Annotated in this window: 9 protein-coding genes; 6 read left to right on the top strand and 3 right to left on the bottom strand. The window is 50.2% G+C overall.

The genetic code is table 11. The features are described 5' to 3' along the window. Positions 1–17: 17 nt before the first annotated feature. The gene (dapA, locus tag K4H25_RS09765) at positions 18–893 is read right to left on the bottom strand and encodes a 4-hydroxy-tetrahydrodipicolinate synthase (RefSeq protein ID WP_221020337.1); all 876 of its coding nucleotides are present in this window, start codon (positions 891–893) and stop codon (positions 18–20) included. Positions 894–1424: 531 nt separating this feature from the next. Here dapA and nagE point away from each other — a divergent pair. The 6 genes from nagE to K4H25_RS09735 all read left to right on the top strand — a co-directional run bounded on the left by nagE (position 1425) and on the right by K4H25_RS09735 (position 14000). Further along, positions 1425–2927: an N-acetylglucosamine-specific PTS transporter subunit IIBC gene (nagE, locus tag K4H25_RS09760; RefSeq protein ID WP_221020336.1), complete on the top strand. Its 1503-nt coding sequence runs from the start codon at positions 1425–1427 to the stop codon at positions 2925–2927. Continuing rightward, complete coding sequence (locus tag K4H25_RS09755; RefSeq protein WP_221020335.1) at positions 2927–3448, top strand: PTS sugar transporter subunit IIA; 522 nt, start codon at positions 2927–2929, stop codon at positions 3446–3448. Before nagE ends, K4H25_RS09755 begins: the two co-directional genes overlap by 1 nt. A 102-nt stretch (positions 3449–3550) precedes the next feature. Beyond that, complete coding sequence (locus K4H25_RS09750) at positions 3551–5581, top strand: prolyl oligopeptidase family serine peptidase (RefSeq protein ID WP_221020334.1); 2031 nt, start codon at positions 3551–3553, stop codon at positions 5579–5581. An 88-nt stretch (positions 5582–5669) separates the two neighbouring features. Next, the gene (locus K4H25_RS09745; protein ID WP_221020333.1) at positions 5670–6602 is read left to right on the top strand and encodes an IS5 family transposase; all 933 of its coding nucleotides are present in this window, start codon (positions 5670–5672) and stop codon (positions 6600–6602) included. A 282-nt stretch (positions 6603–6884) separates the two neighbouring features. Further along, positions 6885–8036, top strand: coding sequence for a response regulator (locus K4H25_RS09740; protein WP_221020332.1), 1152 nt, complete (start codon positions 6885–6887; stop codon positions 8034–8036). Positions 8037–8384: 348 nt separating this feature from the next. After that, positions 8385–14000 carry a PAS domain S-box protein gene (locus tag K4H25_RS09735; protein WP_221020331.1) on the top strand — a complete coding sequence of 1872 codons (5616 nt, stop codon included), beginning with the start codon at positions 8385–8387 and terminating at the stop codon, positions 13998–14000. Between the two features lie 196 nt (positions 14001–14196). Here the strand turns inward: K4H25_RS09735 and K4H25_RS09730 are convergent, their stop codons facing one another. Beyond that, on the bottom strand, positions 14197–14931 hold the full coding sequence (locus K4H25_RS09730) for an SDR family NAD(P)-dependent oxidoreductase (protein WP_221020330.1): 735 nt from the start codon (positions 14929–14931) through the stop codon (positions 14197–14199). Positions 14932–15126: 195 nt separating this feature from the next. Continuing rightward, a complete protein-coding gene (locus tag K4H25_RS09725; protein WP_221020329.1) occupies positions 15127–15870 on the bottom strand; it encodes an SIMPL domain-containing protein in 744 nt (247 codons plus the stop codon). Positions 15871–16079: the final 209 nt, after the last annotated feature.

The raw sequence follows: 16079 nt of genomic DNA, 5'->3' as shown, positions 1-16079 counted from the left end.
ATGTGGACGACACAAAGTTATAAAGCACCAGCCTGAGTAAGCGCTTGGCGCACTATACCCTGAGCACTCTCTGTAAGGCGAGTTAATGGTAGACGAATCCCTTCGGGTACTCGGCCCATTGTTTCTAGTGCCCATTTAACTGGGATCGGATTGGCTTCGATAAATAGGTGTTTATGTAGGCCTTGCAGGCTATCATTAATGCTTTTTGCAGTTTTAATATCGCCAACTAATGCCGCCGCACACATTTCATGCATGGCTTTTGGTGCCACATTGGCCGTCACTGAAATCGTGCCGTGTCCGCCAAGCAAAATAAACGGTAAAGTCGATGCATCGTCGCCACTATAAAAAGCAAAATCTTTTGGCGCACGTAGCATTAAATCTGCCGCACGCTCCATATTGCCAGTTGCGTCTTTAATCCCGACGATATTAGGCAGCTGAGCCAATTGCAATGCAGTATCGTTCGATAAGTCACACACGGTGCGACCTGGCACGTTATACAGCAGGGTTGGCAATGCAGTATTTTCTGCGATGGCTTTAAAGTGTAAATACAAACCATGTTGTGATGGTTTGTTGTAATAAGGAACCACGCTTAAACCATAATTGGCACCGACTGACAACGCGCGTTGTGAGAGGTGAATGGCTTCGCGGGTTGAATTCGCTCCGGTGCCCGCAATGACAGGGACACGGCCCGCCGCTTGTTCGACGACCACTTTAACAATCTCAATATGTTCATCCACTGAGACAGTAGGTGACTCTCCTGTTGTGCCAACGGCAACCAAACCGTCAGTGCCTTGTTCAATATGCCAATCGACCAGCTTTCTAAGCGCTGAGAAATTGATTTGACCATCCGCATCCATCGGAGTGACTAATGCAACTAGGCTTCCTGTGAGCATGAGCAAATTTTACCAGTGAGCAAAAGGGGATCATTCTAACCGAAGCAATTCACTCACGAAACCGACTTATTCCATTCAAAGCATGAAATATTGGCGTTTTTGATGCTGATGGAATTTTATTTGCCTTAACTTACATCTTTATATGTAAACATTTGTAACAAATGTTTAAGAAGTTGCAAATGCCATTGAGCTTGTTGAGCAAACTCAACAATATGGCAAAACTTGTAGCAGAGAATGAGTTTGGGTTTTGGTTGTTCTGGAAAAAGTATCGACAAAGATCGAAACCATTCATGCAAAAAACACTGAGCCAATAGCAAGGTGAGCCACAAAATGTCAGGCCGTAATGACACCAAAAGGATTAAGTCTTGTTATTGAAGTGGGTTCGGTGCTGCGTATTTTCAATCTGCGGTTGATTGATCAATACAAAGGAGCATGAATAAGTTCAGCTGTTTCTTCTACGAGCGAATAACACTGCATGCAGTCATGGTGCAGATCACCATTTTGGTGAACATGTAAAAAAGGGGATGCGTCGTGAATATTTTAGGTTATTTACAAAAAATCGGCCGTGCGCTGATGGTGCCGGTGGCAACTTTGCCAGCCGCTGCAATTATGATGGGTATTGGTTACTGGCTTGATCCAAACGGCTGGGGTGCTGATAGCGCCACTGCAGCCTTTTTGATCAAGGCCGGTGCTGCAATTATCGACAATATGTCGATTCTATTTGCAGTCGGTGTTGCATACGGTATGTCCAAAGATAAAGACGGTGCTGCGGCACTGGCCGGTTTGGTTGGCTACTACGTTTTGACGACACTTTTGTCGCCAGGCGCAGTATCGCAAATCGAAGGCATCGCACTCAAAGACGTGCCAGCGGCCTTTGGTAAAATCAACAACCAATTTATTGGTATCTTAACGGGTGTGATCGCGGCTGAAATTTACAACCGCTTTAGTCAAGTTGAGTTGCACAAAGCATTGGCCTTCTTCAGTGGCCGTCGCTGTGTGCCAATCATTACGTCGTTTGTGATGATTGTTGTTGCCTTTGTCTTGATGGCGGTTTGGCCAGTGATTTACAACGGCTTGGTTAACTTCGGTATGAGCATTAAAGATATGGGCCCTACAGGTGCTGGTATCTATGCCTTCTTTAACCGTTTGTTGATTCCAGTTGGCTTGCATCACGCCCTGAACTCAGTATTTTGGTTTGACGTTGCCGGCATTAACGATATTCCTAACTTCTTGGGTGGCGCTAAATCCATCGCTGAAGGCAAGGCAGTTCTCGGTGTAACGGGTATCTACCAAGCTGGTTTCTTCCCAATCATGATGTTTGGCTTGCCAGGCGCGGCATTGGCGATTTACCACACTGCAAAACCTGAAAACAAAGCACGCGTTGCATCAATCATGATCGCCGCTGGTTTTGCTTCATTCTTTACCGGTGTGACTGAACCGCTTGAATTCTCATTCATGTTCGTAGCACCAGTATTGTATGTATTGCACGCGTTCTTGACCGGTGTATCGGTTTACATCGCCGCAAGCATGCAATGGATTGCTGGTTTTGGCTTTAGTGCTGGTTTGGTGGATATGGTCTTGTCTTCGCGCAATCCATTGGCCAAAGACTGGTTCATGTTGTTAGGTCAAGGCGCAGTATTCTTTGCGGTTTACTACTTCGCTTTCCGTGCAGCGATCACTGCCATGAATTTGAAAACACCAGGTCGTGAAGACGAAATTATCGAAGAAATCGCAACACCAGAATCTGCAGCTGCTTCTGCTGCTGTAGCTTCAGGTAGTACTGGCGAATTAGCGATGGCGTATGTGACTGTTGTTGGCGGTGCCAGCAATGTGACCAACGTTGATGCATGTATCACTCGTTTGCGTTTGTCAGTGGTTGATGCTGATTTAGTGAACGAAGCTGCAGCAAAAAGCTTGGGCGCAAGTGGCGTGATTAAATTGAACAAACAAAGTGTACAAATCATTGTTGGCCCTAAAGCTGAATTGATTGCAGACGCTTTGCGTATTCAGTTGGCGTCTTCAACAAAAAAGTAATGGAAGTTGCGCCTGCTGCTGCACCAGCAGCGGCGAGCGTAGCACCCGTAGTAAATAGCAATGAAACGATCCTATTGGCACCGATTAGTGGTGAAGTAGTTGCGATCGAAGCAGTGCCTGATGCAGCATTTGCTAGTAAAGCGGTTGGTGAAGGTGTTGCCATTCGCCCGACAGGCAAAATCGTTGTGGCGCCTTGTGATGGTGAATTGGTGAAGATTTTTAATACCAATCACGCCTTTGCTTTGGTGACGGATTCAGGTGCTGAATTGATCGTGCATATTGGGATCGAAACAGTAAAATTAGGCGGGCAAGGATTTACTCGTCTAGCACAGCAAGGCGCACGTGTTAAAGCGGGCGACCCAGTTTTGGAATTGGATCTTGATTATTTAGCAGCCCATGCTGCGTCGATCATTAGTCCAGTGATTTTGTCCAACGCTGATCAGTTCCAAGCACTAGAAAGTGTGGCGAGCGGCTCGGTTGAGGCAGGCAAAACAGTGCTGTACACCTTCAAAGCCAAGTAATTAGTTGGTGTTTAAAAAGCCACGAGCTAGCTCGTGGCTTTTTTGCGTTGAAAGCTAACGCCATTGGCGTATATTGACGCGCTTCTCGTTAAGTTACCGCCTATGCCACATTCAGATCCTTTTGTTTTTCTTGAAAACCACGATCAAGCGCAAAGCTGGATTGCTGCGCAAAATTTGCGTACTCGCAACGCCTTAGACACCGATCCGCGCTTTGCTATCATGACCGAGCAAATCTTGCAATTTAGTCAAGATCAACAACAAATCCCGTATTTTGCCCAGCATGGCGACTGGCTTTATCATTTTTACCAAGGCAGCACGCAGCCGCGTGGTGTTTATCGTCGAACCACATTGGCGTCGTACCAAAGCACCGATCCGCAATGGCAAATCGTCTTTGATTTGGACCAATTGGCCGAGATTGAGGAGGTGAAGTGGCAGCTGGCGGGGATTTCACACTGCATTTTGCAAGCCAATTTGTGCTTAATCAGCTTGAGTATCAACGGTTCAGACGGGCATGTATGCCGTGAATACGATATTGAACAGCAATGCTTTGTTGAGAACGGCTTTCGATTTCCCTTTGGAAAAAATGTTATTCATTGGCGAGACGCCAATAGCGTTTTTGTTGCGCCAGCTTGGGACGAGAGTCAACTGACGCAAGCGGGCTTGCCGTGTGAAGTGTGGCTATTGCAGCGCGGGCAAGCTTGGGATGACGCAGATAATTTGGTGGTGCTGCCAGAAACAGCGCTCAGGGCGCAGGCTTGGCGGTTTTTAGATGGCGACCGCACGGTATTTGATGTGATCGAGGCCGCACACAGTCTTGATCAAAAAGCCTATTACCACTTGGATGATGCCTTGCAATTGCAGCATTTGCCACTGCCTTTGCGTTGCGAAATTTTGGCGTATAGCCAAGGTGATCTTATCGTTAAATTAGCCAGCAATTGGTCGCGACAAGGGCAGGTTTACCCGGTTGGTGCATTGCTGGCGGTGGCGTGCGATGCAAAAACCGCGCAGTTCGGTCGAATTGAACTGCTCATTGCACCAACGGCGCAGCAAAGCATTCAAACCATTGAGGCCACATTAAACGGTCTCGTAGTGGCGATGCTCGATTGCGTTAAAAGTCGGGTGCATGGCTTTGTTTGGCAGCAAGGGGAGTGGCAGCAGCAGCCCAATTTGTTGCCTGAGGGCGGTGTGATCGAGTTTGTTGATCAGCCTTGGCAAACCGATATTTTGTATTTCAATTACAGCGATTTTTTACATCCAGCCACGCTGTATCGTTACGATTTACTCGGCCAGCAAGCGCCAGAAATGCTGCGCCAACAAGTGGCGGCGTTTGATAGCCAACATTTTATTCAACAGCAACGTTTTGCCAGCGCCAAAGATGGCACGCTAATTCCTTATTTTATCGTGCATCATCAGTCTTTGGCTTTGGATGGACAAACACCGACCATTCTTTATGGTTACGGCGGTTTTGCGCAGTCTTTGTTGCCGTATTACGTCGACAATTTGGGCCCGCAATGGTTGGCTAAAGGCGGGGCTTTTGTTGTCGCCAATATTCGCGGCGGCGGAGAATTTGGCCCAGCTTGGCATCAAGCGGCGCAAGGCGCTGGGCGGCAAGTGAGTTTTGATGACTTTATTGCCATTGCTGAGGATTTGATGGTCAAGGGCTATACCTCGGCAGCTAAATTAGCGATACAGGGTGGTAGCCACGGCGGCCTATTGGTTGGCGCTTGTCTCACGCAGCGCCCCGAGCTATTTGAAGCTGTGGTGTGCGAAGCGCCGTTGCTAGATATGCTGCGCTACACCGAGCTGGGCGCAGGTGCTAGCTGGTTAAGCGAATACGGCGACCCAAAAATTCCGGACCAGCACGCTGTGTTAGCCGCGTATTCACCATATCAGCATATCGCCAGTGCAGCCACGAGCCGCTACCCAAAAATACTCCTCAGTTGCGCCAGTAGTGACGACCGAGTTCACCCCGCTCACGCCAGAAAAATGGCTGCAAAACTGGCCGCAGCAGGGCACGAAGTGCTGTTTTTTGAAAAAGCCCACGGCGGCCATCAAACCGGCCAAAACGCCACCGAAACCGCTAAAGAACTCGCCCGAACGCTGGTGTTTTTGCAGCAGCGATTGATGGATTAGATAGGTATTGCCATCTGCCACTGATTGGCTTTGTTGCACAAATCAGCGGCGCAATGCTGCTGGTAGAATAGCGATATAGAATAGCGATATGAGCAAACCAGCACCCCACAAATACAAAACCACCAACTGGCCAAGCTATCACGCAGCTTTGAAATCGCGTGGCGCATTAATGATTTGGCTTGATCCAGCGCTGAAATGGGCTGCTGAGCCCACTGGCAAGCGCGGACGAAACCCCACTTTTAGCGATGCTGCCATTCAATTCTGCCTCACCATCAAATGCCTGTTTGGCCTCGCATTGCGCCAAGCAACCGGCATGGTTGAAAGCCTACTTCGGCTCGCCAACTTAGATTGGAACGTTCCTGATTCGAGCACGATCTCTCGTCGACAAAAAACGCTGAAAGTCACGATTCCGGCCCGTCAAAGTCAGGGTGGACTGCATTTACTCGTCGATAGCACAGGCATCAAAATGCTCGGTGAAGGTGAATGGAAAACCAAAAAACACGGCGCTGAATATCGTAGGCAGTGGCGTAAAGTTCACCTCGGCATTGATGCCGAAACCCTTGAAATTCGTGCCATCGAGGTCACCGATAACAAAACAGGTGATGCGCCCATTTTGCCGGAATTGATGAATCAGATTCCCGAGTCTGAACAGATTGCGGCGATTTACGGTGATGGCGCTTACGACACCAAAGAATGCCACAATGCCATTGCGGCAAGAGGTGCGGCAGCGATTATTCCTACACGGAAAAATGCACAATTTCGGAAAGAAAATACGGCCGGAGCGAGAGCGCGGAATGACATCTTACGGGCGACCAAATACTTGGGTAGGGCCATCTGGAAAAAATGGTCTGGGTATCATCGACGTAGCTTGGTAGAAACCAAAATGCAATGCTTCAAACTATTGGGTGAACGAGTGATGGCGCGGGACTTTGATCGTCAGGTGGCTGAGTTGCAAGTGCGTGCAGCGATCTTAAATCGCTTCACGCAACTGGGTACGCCAATGACGGTAAGAGTGGGATAAATCCGTCTGGGGTTAGGGGTGACTTACCCTCTAGTTGATTTGTGCAACAAAGCCCCACTGATTAAATAATGGCTAGATGGCAATACCCATTATTATTAGCGAACTCACTTGCTGCGCCAAGCCGATCACCAGATAGTATATTGACGCCTTGCTGATCCTTATTTACGTGAATGCATTTTTTGACTTTCGATGTTATGCAATAAATCCCTGGAGCGGCTATAACAAAGTAGTGTTTATTCGATTGCTGACTACATACTTACTTCTATCGACTCGGGAATGACAATGGATGCGCTCGACTTAACAGAAAAAGCCACAATATTAGTTGTCGATGACACGCCGGTTAATGTTTCGCTGCTGTCGGCCTTGCTGCAAGATATTTACAAGGTGAAAGTGGCCACTGGCGGTGAGAAAGCGCTCAAGATTGTGCAGAGTGAAAACCCGCCAGATTTGATCTTGCTCGACATCATGATGCCCGGTATGGATGGCTATCAAGTTTGCGAGGTACTTAAAAAAGATCCGGCAACACGACATATTCCGATCATTTTTCTTACCGCAATGACCAGTACCGAGGATGAAAAAAAAGGTCTGGAACTGGGCGGTGCCGATTACATCACCAAGCCGATCAGCCCGCCGATTGTATTGGCTCGGGTGCATGCCCAATTGCAGGTCAAAGCGGCTGCTGATTTTCTGCTGGATCAGAATGCCTACCTCGAACAAGAGGTCGCCAAGCGCACGCGAGAAGTCATTGCGATTCAGGATGTCACCATTTTGGCGATGGCGACGCTGGCCGAAACGCGTGATTTGGATACCGGCAACCACATTCGCCGCACGCAATACTATGTACGCGCCTTGGCCGAAAAGCTGCAAAACCCCCCGCGTTTTGTCGATTACCTCACGCCCAGCAATATCAATATGTTGTTTAGATCGGCTCCGTTACACGATATTGGCAAGGTGGGCATTCCTGATCGCATCTTGCTCAAACCGGGGCGTTTCGAGCCGTATGAGTTCGAGATTATGAAACACCACACCACGCTGGGATATGAGGCGATTGCCCATGCAGAAAAATCGCTCGGCACGCAGGTTGATTTTCTAAGTATGGCCAAGGAAATCGCTTTATCACACCAAGAAAAATGGGATGGTTCTGGCTACCCGCAGGCACTTGCTGGCGATCAAATTCCGGTTTCGGCCCGCTTGATGGCGGTGGCCGATGTCTACGACGCATTAATTAGTCGCCGTGTTTACAAAACGGGTATGCCGCATGAAAAAGCCATACACATCATTTTCGATGGCAAAGGCCGCCATTTTGACCCCGATATGGTTGATGCTTTTCTGGAAATTCAGGATGAATTTCGTGCCATTGCCTTGCGTTTTGCTGATTCAGATGAGGATATACAGAAAAAGGGCGAATACATAAAGCAGGCGCTCGCCCAATAGCGGGCATCGGCCCCTGTTCGGTGGCGCCGGTGTATCTGGGTAATATCAAGAGCGCCATCGTAAGGGGTTCCGTGGTGGCCGCACCGGAATGAACAAAGTCGAGCTATGTTGCGCGACGGCGCCAGTATCCGCCTGTTGCTGTCGCCGCAAGCGGTGGTATTTGCCAGCCGCCCAGTGGATTCGTTTTCTTGACCAAGTTTTGAGTGAATAAAGGCTGCGTGCAATCGGCGAGTTAAAGCAATTTGGCAAGCAGTTCTAGAGCCGTAATTAGTCGCAACCCGCCGCCGTCACTGACCCAAGTTGAGTAGTGCGGATTGATGAGGTGGAGCATAAAGTATGAAAAGGCTAATGACTTTTTTTGAGCGCGCGGCCTTAAGTCGCAAGTTGGCATTGGGGTTTGGCGCCATCTTGCTGGTGGCGCTACTGGTTGGGGTGTTCGGCCTGCAGGCGCAGCGCCAAATTTCGACCGAATTTGCAGCGGTCGCAATCCGTGATTTTCAGGGTATATCCGATATTAAAGAGGCCCGAATTCACTATGGCCGCATGGGACTCTCTTTGCGCCAGTTTTTGATCTCCAGCAATCAGACTGACCGCGAGAAGGCGTTAAAAAAAATTACGGACTCCGAGGCTGGCCTTCACAGCGCGATTGAAGCCGCGCGTAAAAATATTAATACGCCAGAAGCTAAGCAGTATTTACAACAGTTTGATGACTATTTTGTGCAGTACCACCGTAATTTGGCGCGTGCCATTGAAGCATCAAAAGTCGGACAAAATGAACCACTCGCATTTGTGGCATCGCCTGACTATCAAAAAGTAGCGTGGGGTGCTGACGATGCCTTAGCCAATATTGTGAAGGTGAAAGAAGTTTCAGCACTGACTGCAGAGCAATATATCAAAGCATTGGCCGAAGCAAACGAGCGGCTGGTCATTCAGTTGTTGATCGGTGGTTTGTTGATTGGGGTCTTGTTTTCGTGGCTGCTCAGCCGATCGATCAGCAGGCCTATTGGCCGAGTGCGCGATGCAGTTGAGCAGCTGGCTGCAGGGAGGCTTAATCTGCTGGTGCCACACACTGACTACCCTAATGATGTGGGTGAGCTTGCTAGGGCCATCGCAGTGCTACAGGCCGAAGCCAAGCAATTGGCTGCGCAGCGCTGGAACAAGACGCATCTAGCTTCACTGTCTAGTGAGTTGCAAACGGCCAATTCATTCAGCGAATTAGGGCAAAAATTGCTGTCTACCATTGCGCCTTTACTCAAGCTTGGGCACGGCGCTTTTTATGTGTACGAAGCAGAGCAGCAGCACTTGCGCTTGTTTGGTGGCTATGCCAACTTTGAGCGCAAGCATCTAGACCAGTGTTTCAATATGGGGCAAGGCTTGGTGGGGCAGTGCGCATTAGAGCGCACGCCAATCATCATCACTCAACCGCCTGCTGATTATATTCGCATTGGCTCCAGCTTTTGCGAAACTGTCCCGCGCTGTATTGCTGTGCTACCCGTATTGCGAAATGATCGCCTGCTGGCGGTGGTTGAACTGGCAACTTTTGATTTGATCGACGCTGAACAACAGTCATTGCTTGATGATGTGATGCCCATGTTGGCGATGAGTTTGGAAATCTTGGCACGTAACGGCAAGACTCAGCAGTTACTCAAGGAAACGCAACAACAGGCCGAACAAATGCAGCAACAAGCAATGCGCCTAGAGTTGCAAACGTCTGCGCTTGAGGCTCAGCAAGAGGAGTTCAGGGCAACTGATGCTTGGTTTCGTGGCATTATCGAATCCGCGCCAGATGGCATGCTGGTGGTTGATGAGCGCTGTGTGATCGTGTTGGCAAACGCCCAAGTTGAAGCCATGTTTGACTACAGCAAAGCGCAATTAGCAGCATTGAGCATCGATGCCTTGCTGCCCGCCGCTCAAGAGCTGCACGTCGCCTTGCTCGATAGCCATTCCAGCGAAGTCAATGCCAACTCATTGGCCATTAAAAGTCTTGAGTTGCAAGGTATTTGCAACGGTGGGCGTGAGTTCCCAGTTGAAGTGGGGTTATCGCCATTACCGGCGTTGGGCGGCCGCGGAGGCTGCGTTTGCTTTACTGTGCGTAATATTTCTGATCGTAAAGCCGCTGAAGATCGAATGGTGGCGCTTGAAGAGCGTAGTCGGCTGATTCTAGGCGCGGTCGGCGACGGCATTGTCGGTATGGATATGGACGGATACATGACGTTCGTGAATTCGGCGGTGTTAGACATGCTTGGGTTTACCGAAGAAGAATTGATTAGCAATCGAATGCACGCCTTGGTACATCATCATTATCCCGATGGTCGCGAATATCCACGCAGTGAATGTGCGATGTATCTGACTACGGTCGATGGACAACCGCGCACCGTGGATAACGAAGTGTTGTGGCGCAAGGATGGCAGCCCAGTTCCCGTCGAATATTCAACTACGCCAGTCTATAAGAATGAGGTTTTGGTCGGTAGCGTGGTGGTTTTTCGCGACATCACTGAGCGCAAGGCCGCCGAAAATGCCCGCGCAGTCAGCGAAGAGCGCTTGGAGCTGGCATTGAACTCTGCCAATCTGGCCCTGTGGGACTGGCAGTCGGATATCAATGAACTGATTACCAATAATATCTGGTCGGAAATGCTCGGCTATCAGCGTGAGGAGCTCGATGCCTTGTACGGCAATACGGCCGAGCGCTGGATAAATATGGTTCATCCGGACGATGTAGACGACGCTGTGCAAAAATTTACCCAGTTTGTAAATAATGAAATCCCCGTGCATCGATTAGAGATACGCATGAAAACAAAATCCGGTGAGCCTCGCTGGATTTTGGCCGTCGGCGATGCTGTATCGCGAGATGAGAACGGTAAAGTACTGCGGATGGCGGGTATCCATCAGGACATCACTGAGCGCAAGCAATTTGAAGAGTCTATCCGTACTAGCCAAGCACAAACGCGCACACTGGTTGACAGTATCAATTCAGTGGTTTTTATGAAGGACCTGCAGGGGCGTCATTTGTTGGTTAACGACGAATATCAACGAGCGACTGGCATCTCCAAAACAGAAATTATTGGCAAGACCGACTTAGACGTCATGCCACTCGAAGTTGCTAACGCAATTACAACGCAAGACAGGCTAGTAATGGTGAGTCGTGAGCGGCAAACCTATGAAGAACGTGTACCGCATCTTGAGCTAGGGCCACGCGACTATATCACCACCAAATTGCCACTGATTAATGAGCAAGGCGAGGTATATGGCATGTGTGGTATTGCCACCGATATCACCGAGCGTAAGCAGGCCGAAAAAGCCTTACAGCACGCCAATTTCCTCAACGAACAAGCGCTTGAACTGACACGCGCTGGGCACTGGCATATCCCGCTGAATCAAGGCAGCGAGTATTACATCTCTTCAGAGCGTAACGCCACCATCTTAGGTGATCCGCCACGGCCAGATTGCTTGTATCACCTTGGCAAAGAGTGCTTTGCTAATGCTGAAAAAGCCAATAAAGAGGCTGCTGAGTTGATGTATCAAAACTACGCCGCAGCGTTGGCAGGAACCGTGCCGCGTTACGATGCGACTTATGCCTATCAACGGCCAAGTGATGGCCGCGTAATCTGGGTGCGCGCCATGGGGCAAGTGGTGCGCGATGAGCATGGCACGGCCACCGATATGTACGGTGTCACGGTGGATATCACCGAGAGCAAGTTGGCTGAAGACGCCATTCGCGACGCGAAGCAGATCGCCGAAGAGGCGACTCAAACCAAGAGCAACTTCCTAGCCAATATGAGTCATGAAATTCGCACCCCTATGAACGCGATCATCGGCATGTCGCATCTAGCACTGCAAACGCAACTCGACAAAAAGCAACGCAATTACATCGAGAAGGTGCACCGTTCGGGTGAAAACCTATTGGGGATTATCAATGACATTCTCGATTTTTCGAAAATAGAAGCCGGCAAGATGTCGATGGAGCAAACTGATTTCCGGCTCGAAGATGTAATGGACAACCTGGGGCATTTAGTCGGCATGAAGGCGGAAGACAAGGGCTTGGAGTTGTTATTTAATACTGCACCTGATGTGCCGACCACCTTGGTCGGAGATTCCTTGCGGCTTGGCCAGGTGTTGATCAACCTTGGCAATAATGCGGTGAAATTCACTGAGTACGGTGAAGTGATTGTTAGCATCGAAAAGGTGTTTGAAGACGACGACGGGGTCGAGCTGCACTTTTCGGTCAAAGACTCTGGCATCGGCATGACGCCAGAGCAATGCGGCAAGATGTTCCAATCGTTTAGCCAAGCAGACGCATCAACGACGCGCAAATACGGCGGCACTGGCTTGGGACTGGCCATTTCAAAAACGCTAGTCGAGTTAATGCATGGCCGGATTTGGGTTGAAAGTGAGGTTGGCAAAGGATCGGTGTTTCACTTTCATGCCCGTTTTGGTTTGCAGGCCAGCCCTGTGCAACGTCGGATGTTCCGCGCCGATGAGTTGCGAGGTATCAAGGTGCTGGTGGTCGATGATAATCCGTCGGCGCGTGAAATTTTATCGTCCATGTCACGCAGTTTTGGCATGGTGGCCGATGTGGCCGATGGCGGTCATGAGGCGCTGAAAATGCTAGATGAGGCACAAAGGAGTACGCAGAACTACGATCTGGTACTCATGGACTGGAAAATGCCCGTCATGAACGGAGTGGAAACGGTTATGCAATTACAAAGCCGGCCCTACACCAAATCCCCTGCGGTCATTATGGTGACCGCCTATGGTGGTGATGAGGCCGTTAGTGGCGCTACGGGACTGGCGCTGAACTCGGTACTGAGCAAGCCAGTCACGGCGTCGACTTTGCTGGTCGCGATAAGTCAAGCGCTTGGCAAAGACGTGGTCACAGAAACCCGAACCGACCAAAAAGATCACACTTATCAAGAGGCCATGGCCAAACTAGCTGGAGCTAGGGTGTTGCTGGTTGAAGACAATGATATGAATCAGGAACTGGCGAAGGAGTTACTAGGGCAAGCCGGAATGATCGTAGTCGTGGCCAATCATGGTCAAGAAGCGCTAGATATTCTAGCGCTCGATCAGCAATTTGATGGCGTGCTCATGGATTGCCAAATGCCGGTCATGGACGGCTACGCGGCGACGCGGGCGATTCGCCAGAATCCGCTCACCCGCCATTTGCCGATTGTCGCGATGACGGCCAACGCGATGGCGGGCGACCGAGACAAAGTGATTGAAGCGGGCATGCTCGATCACATCGCCAAACCGCTCAACGTCGGTAATATGTTTACCACTATCGCCAAATGGTTTTCGTCGGCTAAGCCGCCAGTTGCGAGCGTTGTGACAAGTTTGGCGGCCAAAGATGAGTCGGGTCTGCCGAATCTGCCTGGGGTCGAGGTGAGCGCAGGACTGGCAACGACGCAAAACAACATCAATCTATATCGCAAAATACTGGCTAAATTCAGGGAAGGGCAGCGCGACTTTGCCAGCTTATTTGCTGCTGCGCGTCAGGGAACTGATGCAAGGGCGGCAGAGCGAGCAGCACACACTTTAAAAGGTACTGCGGGCACCATTGGTGCCAAAGCGCTGCAGGCGGCGGCCGGTCAATTAGAGTCGGCTTGCGAGTTAGGTGCTGCCGATGCAGTGCTCGATGAGCTATTGGCCAAGGTGCTCGCCGAGCTAGTGCCGGTGATTGTGGGACTAGATGCACTGGATAAACCCGCTTCAGCTGATGCGACTGTACCTTGGGCGGCGCCTGCTGCACCTCTAGCGCTAGAGGCCTTGAGACCACTTTTAAAGCGGCTAAAAGCCTTACTGGAGGATAACGACGCAGAGGCCGCCGATCTGGCTGAGGAGATAGGCGATTTAGTCAAAGGCAGCGAGCTTGAAAAGGCGGCGCGCAAAGTATGCGCTGCAGTGAATGAATTCGATTTTGATGCGGCTTTGGATGAGCTGCTCATCTTGCTGGGGCAAATAAACTAATGCAGTAAGGTAACGAAAAAACTTAAATCGTGAACCACAGGACGTGCTGATTCGTGGAAAGGCAAAACCAATCAGAAACAAAAATAAGCGTTTGGTTTTTTAAGAACGCTCAAAGAAAAATGTATTTCAGGGGGCTGTGCCCCTGAAATACGTAACATCGAACGTCTGCAGGGCAGGCGCTGCCCGCCTTCTTACCCTACCAAGGCAAGCGATCGTCATTATGCCGCAGCTGGCCGTGCGGAAATTGCGCACGGTCTATGGTAAGCAGAGTCACGACCGTGCTGGCTCCCTCATCCACCTCCATCGGCGCAGCTTGTGAGCCAAGATCGGTTTTGACCCAGCCGGGGTGAGCCGCAGCGACTGCAATTCCTTGGTCGCTCAGCGTCTTTGATTGGATCAAGGTCAGCATATTTAAACCGGCCTTGGAACACGAGTAACCTGCCGCAGTAAATCCGGCCACTTGCTCCCAAGCAGCTTCTGCGTTGCTAATCGAGCCGAGTATCGACGATTGGTTAATCACCCGCGCATCTGTACTACGCGCTAGTAGAGGAACCAGCGCCTCAGTGATCGCGTAAGGCGCAATCAGATTAACCTCAAGGGTGCGGCGAACTTTGTCGGCATTGGTCGGATTGCCGTCAAACTCAAGCGCGATCCCTGCATTATTTACGAGTACATCGAGTTTGCCGAAAGTAGATTCGATATAACTCACCAAATGATGGATGTCGTCAGCCTGCGTGACCTCAAGGCGCACGGTGTGCGCATCGTAGCCAGCAGCCACTAATTCTGCCGCTGCGGCTGCCCCCGCTGTCACATCCCGCGCAGCAAGCACCACCGTGTAACCCAGTGCCCCGAGCTGCCGTCCAATTTCCTTGCCCAAGCCCTTGTTGCCACCCGTAATCAGTGCCACTTTGCCATTATTGCTAACCATCATTGTGCCTCCTGTTCGCCACCTGAATTTTGACCACCGGGCGCAAAGAAGCGGAAGCCTTTGCGCAAGTTCCGGATTTATCCACAAAAAGTCAGCCTCTAGTAAAACAATAAGTTGACAAGATAAATATAGTTGAATTTAAACTTGATGATAGTCTGACGATGCCACTCGTTGTTTGCGCCCTGATTGGCATGAGCACTATTGACTAATCGCATACTCCACCGTTACGACGACTCGGGCGAGTTTGGCGATAGTGGATTTGTCGTAAGCGCCACCGTAATCATCGTTGCTGCCGCCGCCTTGGGCAGGCAGGATATAAAATGCACCTTGGGTGGCTGATTTCATTGCGCCGACTTGTGCGCCACCAGTTTTGGCAAATTCAGTGGCACGATCATGCGCATTGCGGGTTGCGTTGGCAATTAGCGACATTTTGACGGCTTCGAGGGTGCTGACTAAAAACTCTGGGTCGTTCACTTGAATTGGCAAACCACTTTCAGTCAGCTGTACGATTTTGCCAGCGGCTTTATCCACCGCTTGCACATCATTGCTTGCGAGCATGACGTTTTGGCTGGCAATGTATTGCTCAATCTCGCGGGTCGGGCGGCCTACAGCGTCTTGCTTATAGACAATTTGATGCGCTTCGCGGCTGCTTGAAATCTGTTGATCTTTAAAACCCTGTTGCTTTAAAAACGTCAGCAGCATGGGTTGGTTGGCGCGCAAATGGGCAAAGGCCTCTGGCAAGCTAGCCCCAACCCCGTTTACAGTGATCGTCCAGCGCGCTTGATCGGCACTGACTGCTTTTTCGGCTAAACCTTTTACCGAGACTGATTGCTTGTTGTTACCGATGCGGTTGGCGGTATAACTGACAATTGCAGCAGACAGCACCAAACCCACTGCAATACTGATGCCCAAACCCAATAAAGACGCGCGTACACTTGACATGCTTTCATCCTAATGACTTGAAGGTGATGGTTAATTCTGCTGTATTACTAAGTTGCGTCAGTCATGATGATCTAGTTCATCCGGGGCACGCAAGAAAAATGGTTGCCAAGTTGCACGATTTTGGGCGCAACGTGCTGTTTTTTGAAAAAGCGCAGGGCGGTCATTAGCGCGGCTATTCGGCGCTAGACACGGCGCAAGAGCTTAGCCGC

Origin of the sequence: Deefgea piscis, from assembly GCF_019665785.1 — a bacterium.
GTDB lineage: Bacteria > Pseudomonadota > Gammaproteobacteria > Burkholderiales > Chitinibacteraceae > Deefgea.
Note: the sequence above shows the minus strand (reverse complement) of the source record. Positions and strands in the feature narration are given on the sequence as shown.

Excerpts from the sequence above, each read along its gene's own strand:
- dapA (WP_221020337.1), bottom strand. The coding sequence starts at position 893 with ATGCTCACAGGAAGCCTAGTTGCATTAGTCACTCCGATGGATGCGGAT.
- K4H25_RS09740 (WP_221020332.1), top strand. The coding sequence starts at position 6,885 with ATGGATGCGCTCGACTTAACAGAAAAAGCCACAATATTAGTTGTCGAT.
- K4H25_RS09725 (WP_221020329.1), bottom strand. The coding sequence starts at position 15,870 with ATGTCAAGTGTACGCGCGTCTTTATTGGGTTTGGGCATCAGTATTGCA.
- K4H25_RS09755 (WP_221020335.1), top strand. The coding sequence starts at position 2,927 with ATGGAAGTTGCGCCTGCTGCTGCACCAGCAGCGGCGAGCGTAGCACCC.
- K4H25_RS09745 (WP_221020333.1), top strand. The coding sequence starts at position 5,670 with ATGAGCAAACCAGCACCCCACAAATACAAAACCACCAACTGGCCAAGC.
- K4H25_RS09735 (WP_221020331.1), top strand. The coding sequence starts at position 8,385 with ATGACTTTTTTTGAGCGCGCGGCCTTAAGTCGCAAGTTGGCATTGGGG.
- K4H25_RS09730 (WP_221020330.1), bottom strand. The coding sequence starts at position 14,931 with ATGATGGTTAGCAATAATGGCAAAGTGGCACTGATTACGGGTGGCAAC.
- K4H25_RS09750 (WP_221020334.1), top strand. The coding sequence starts at position 3,551 with ATGCCACATTCAGATCCTTTTGTTTTTCTTGAAAACCACGATCAAGCG.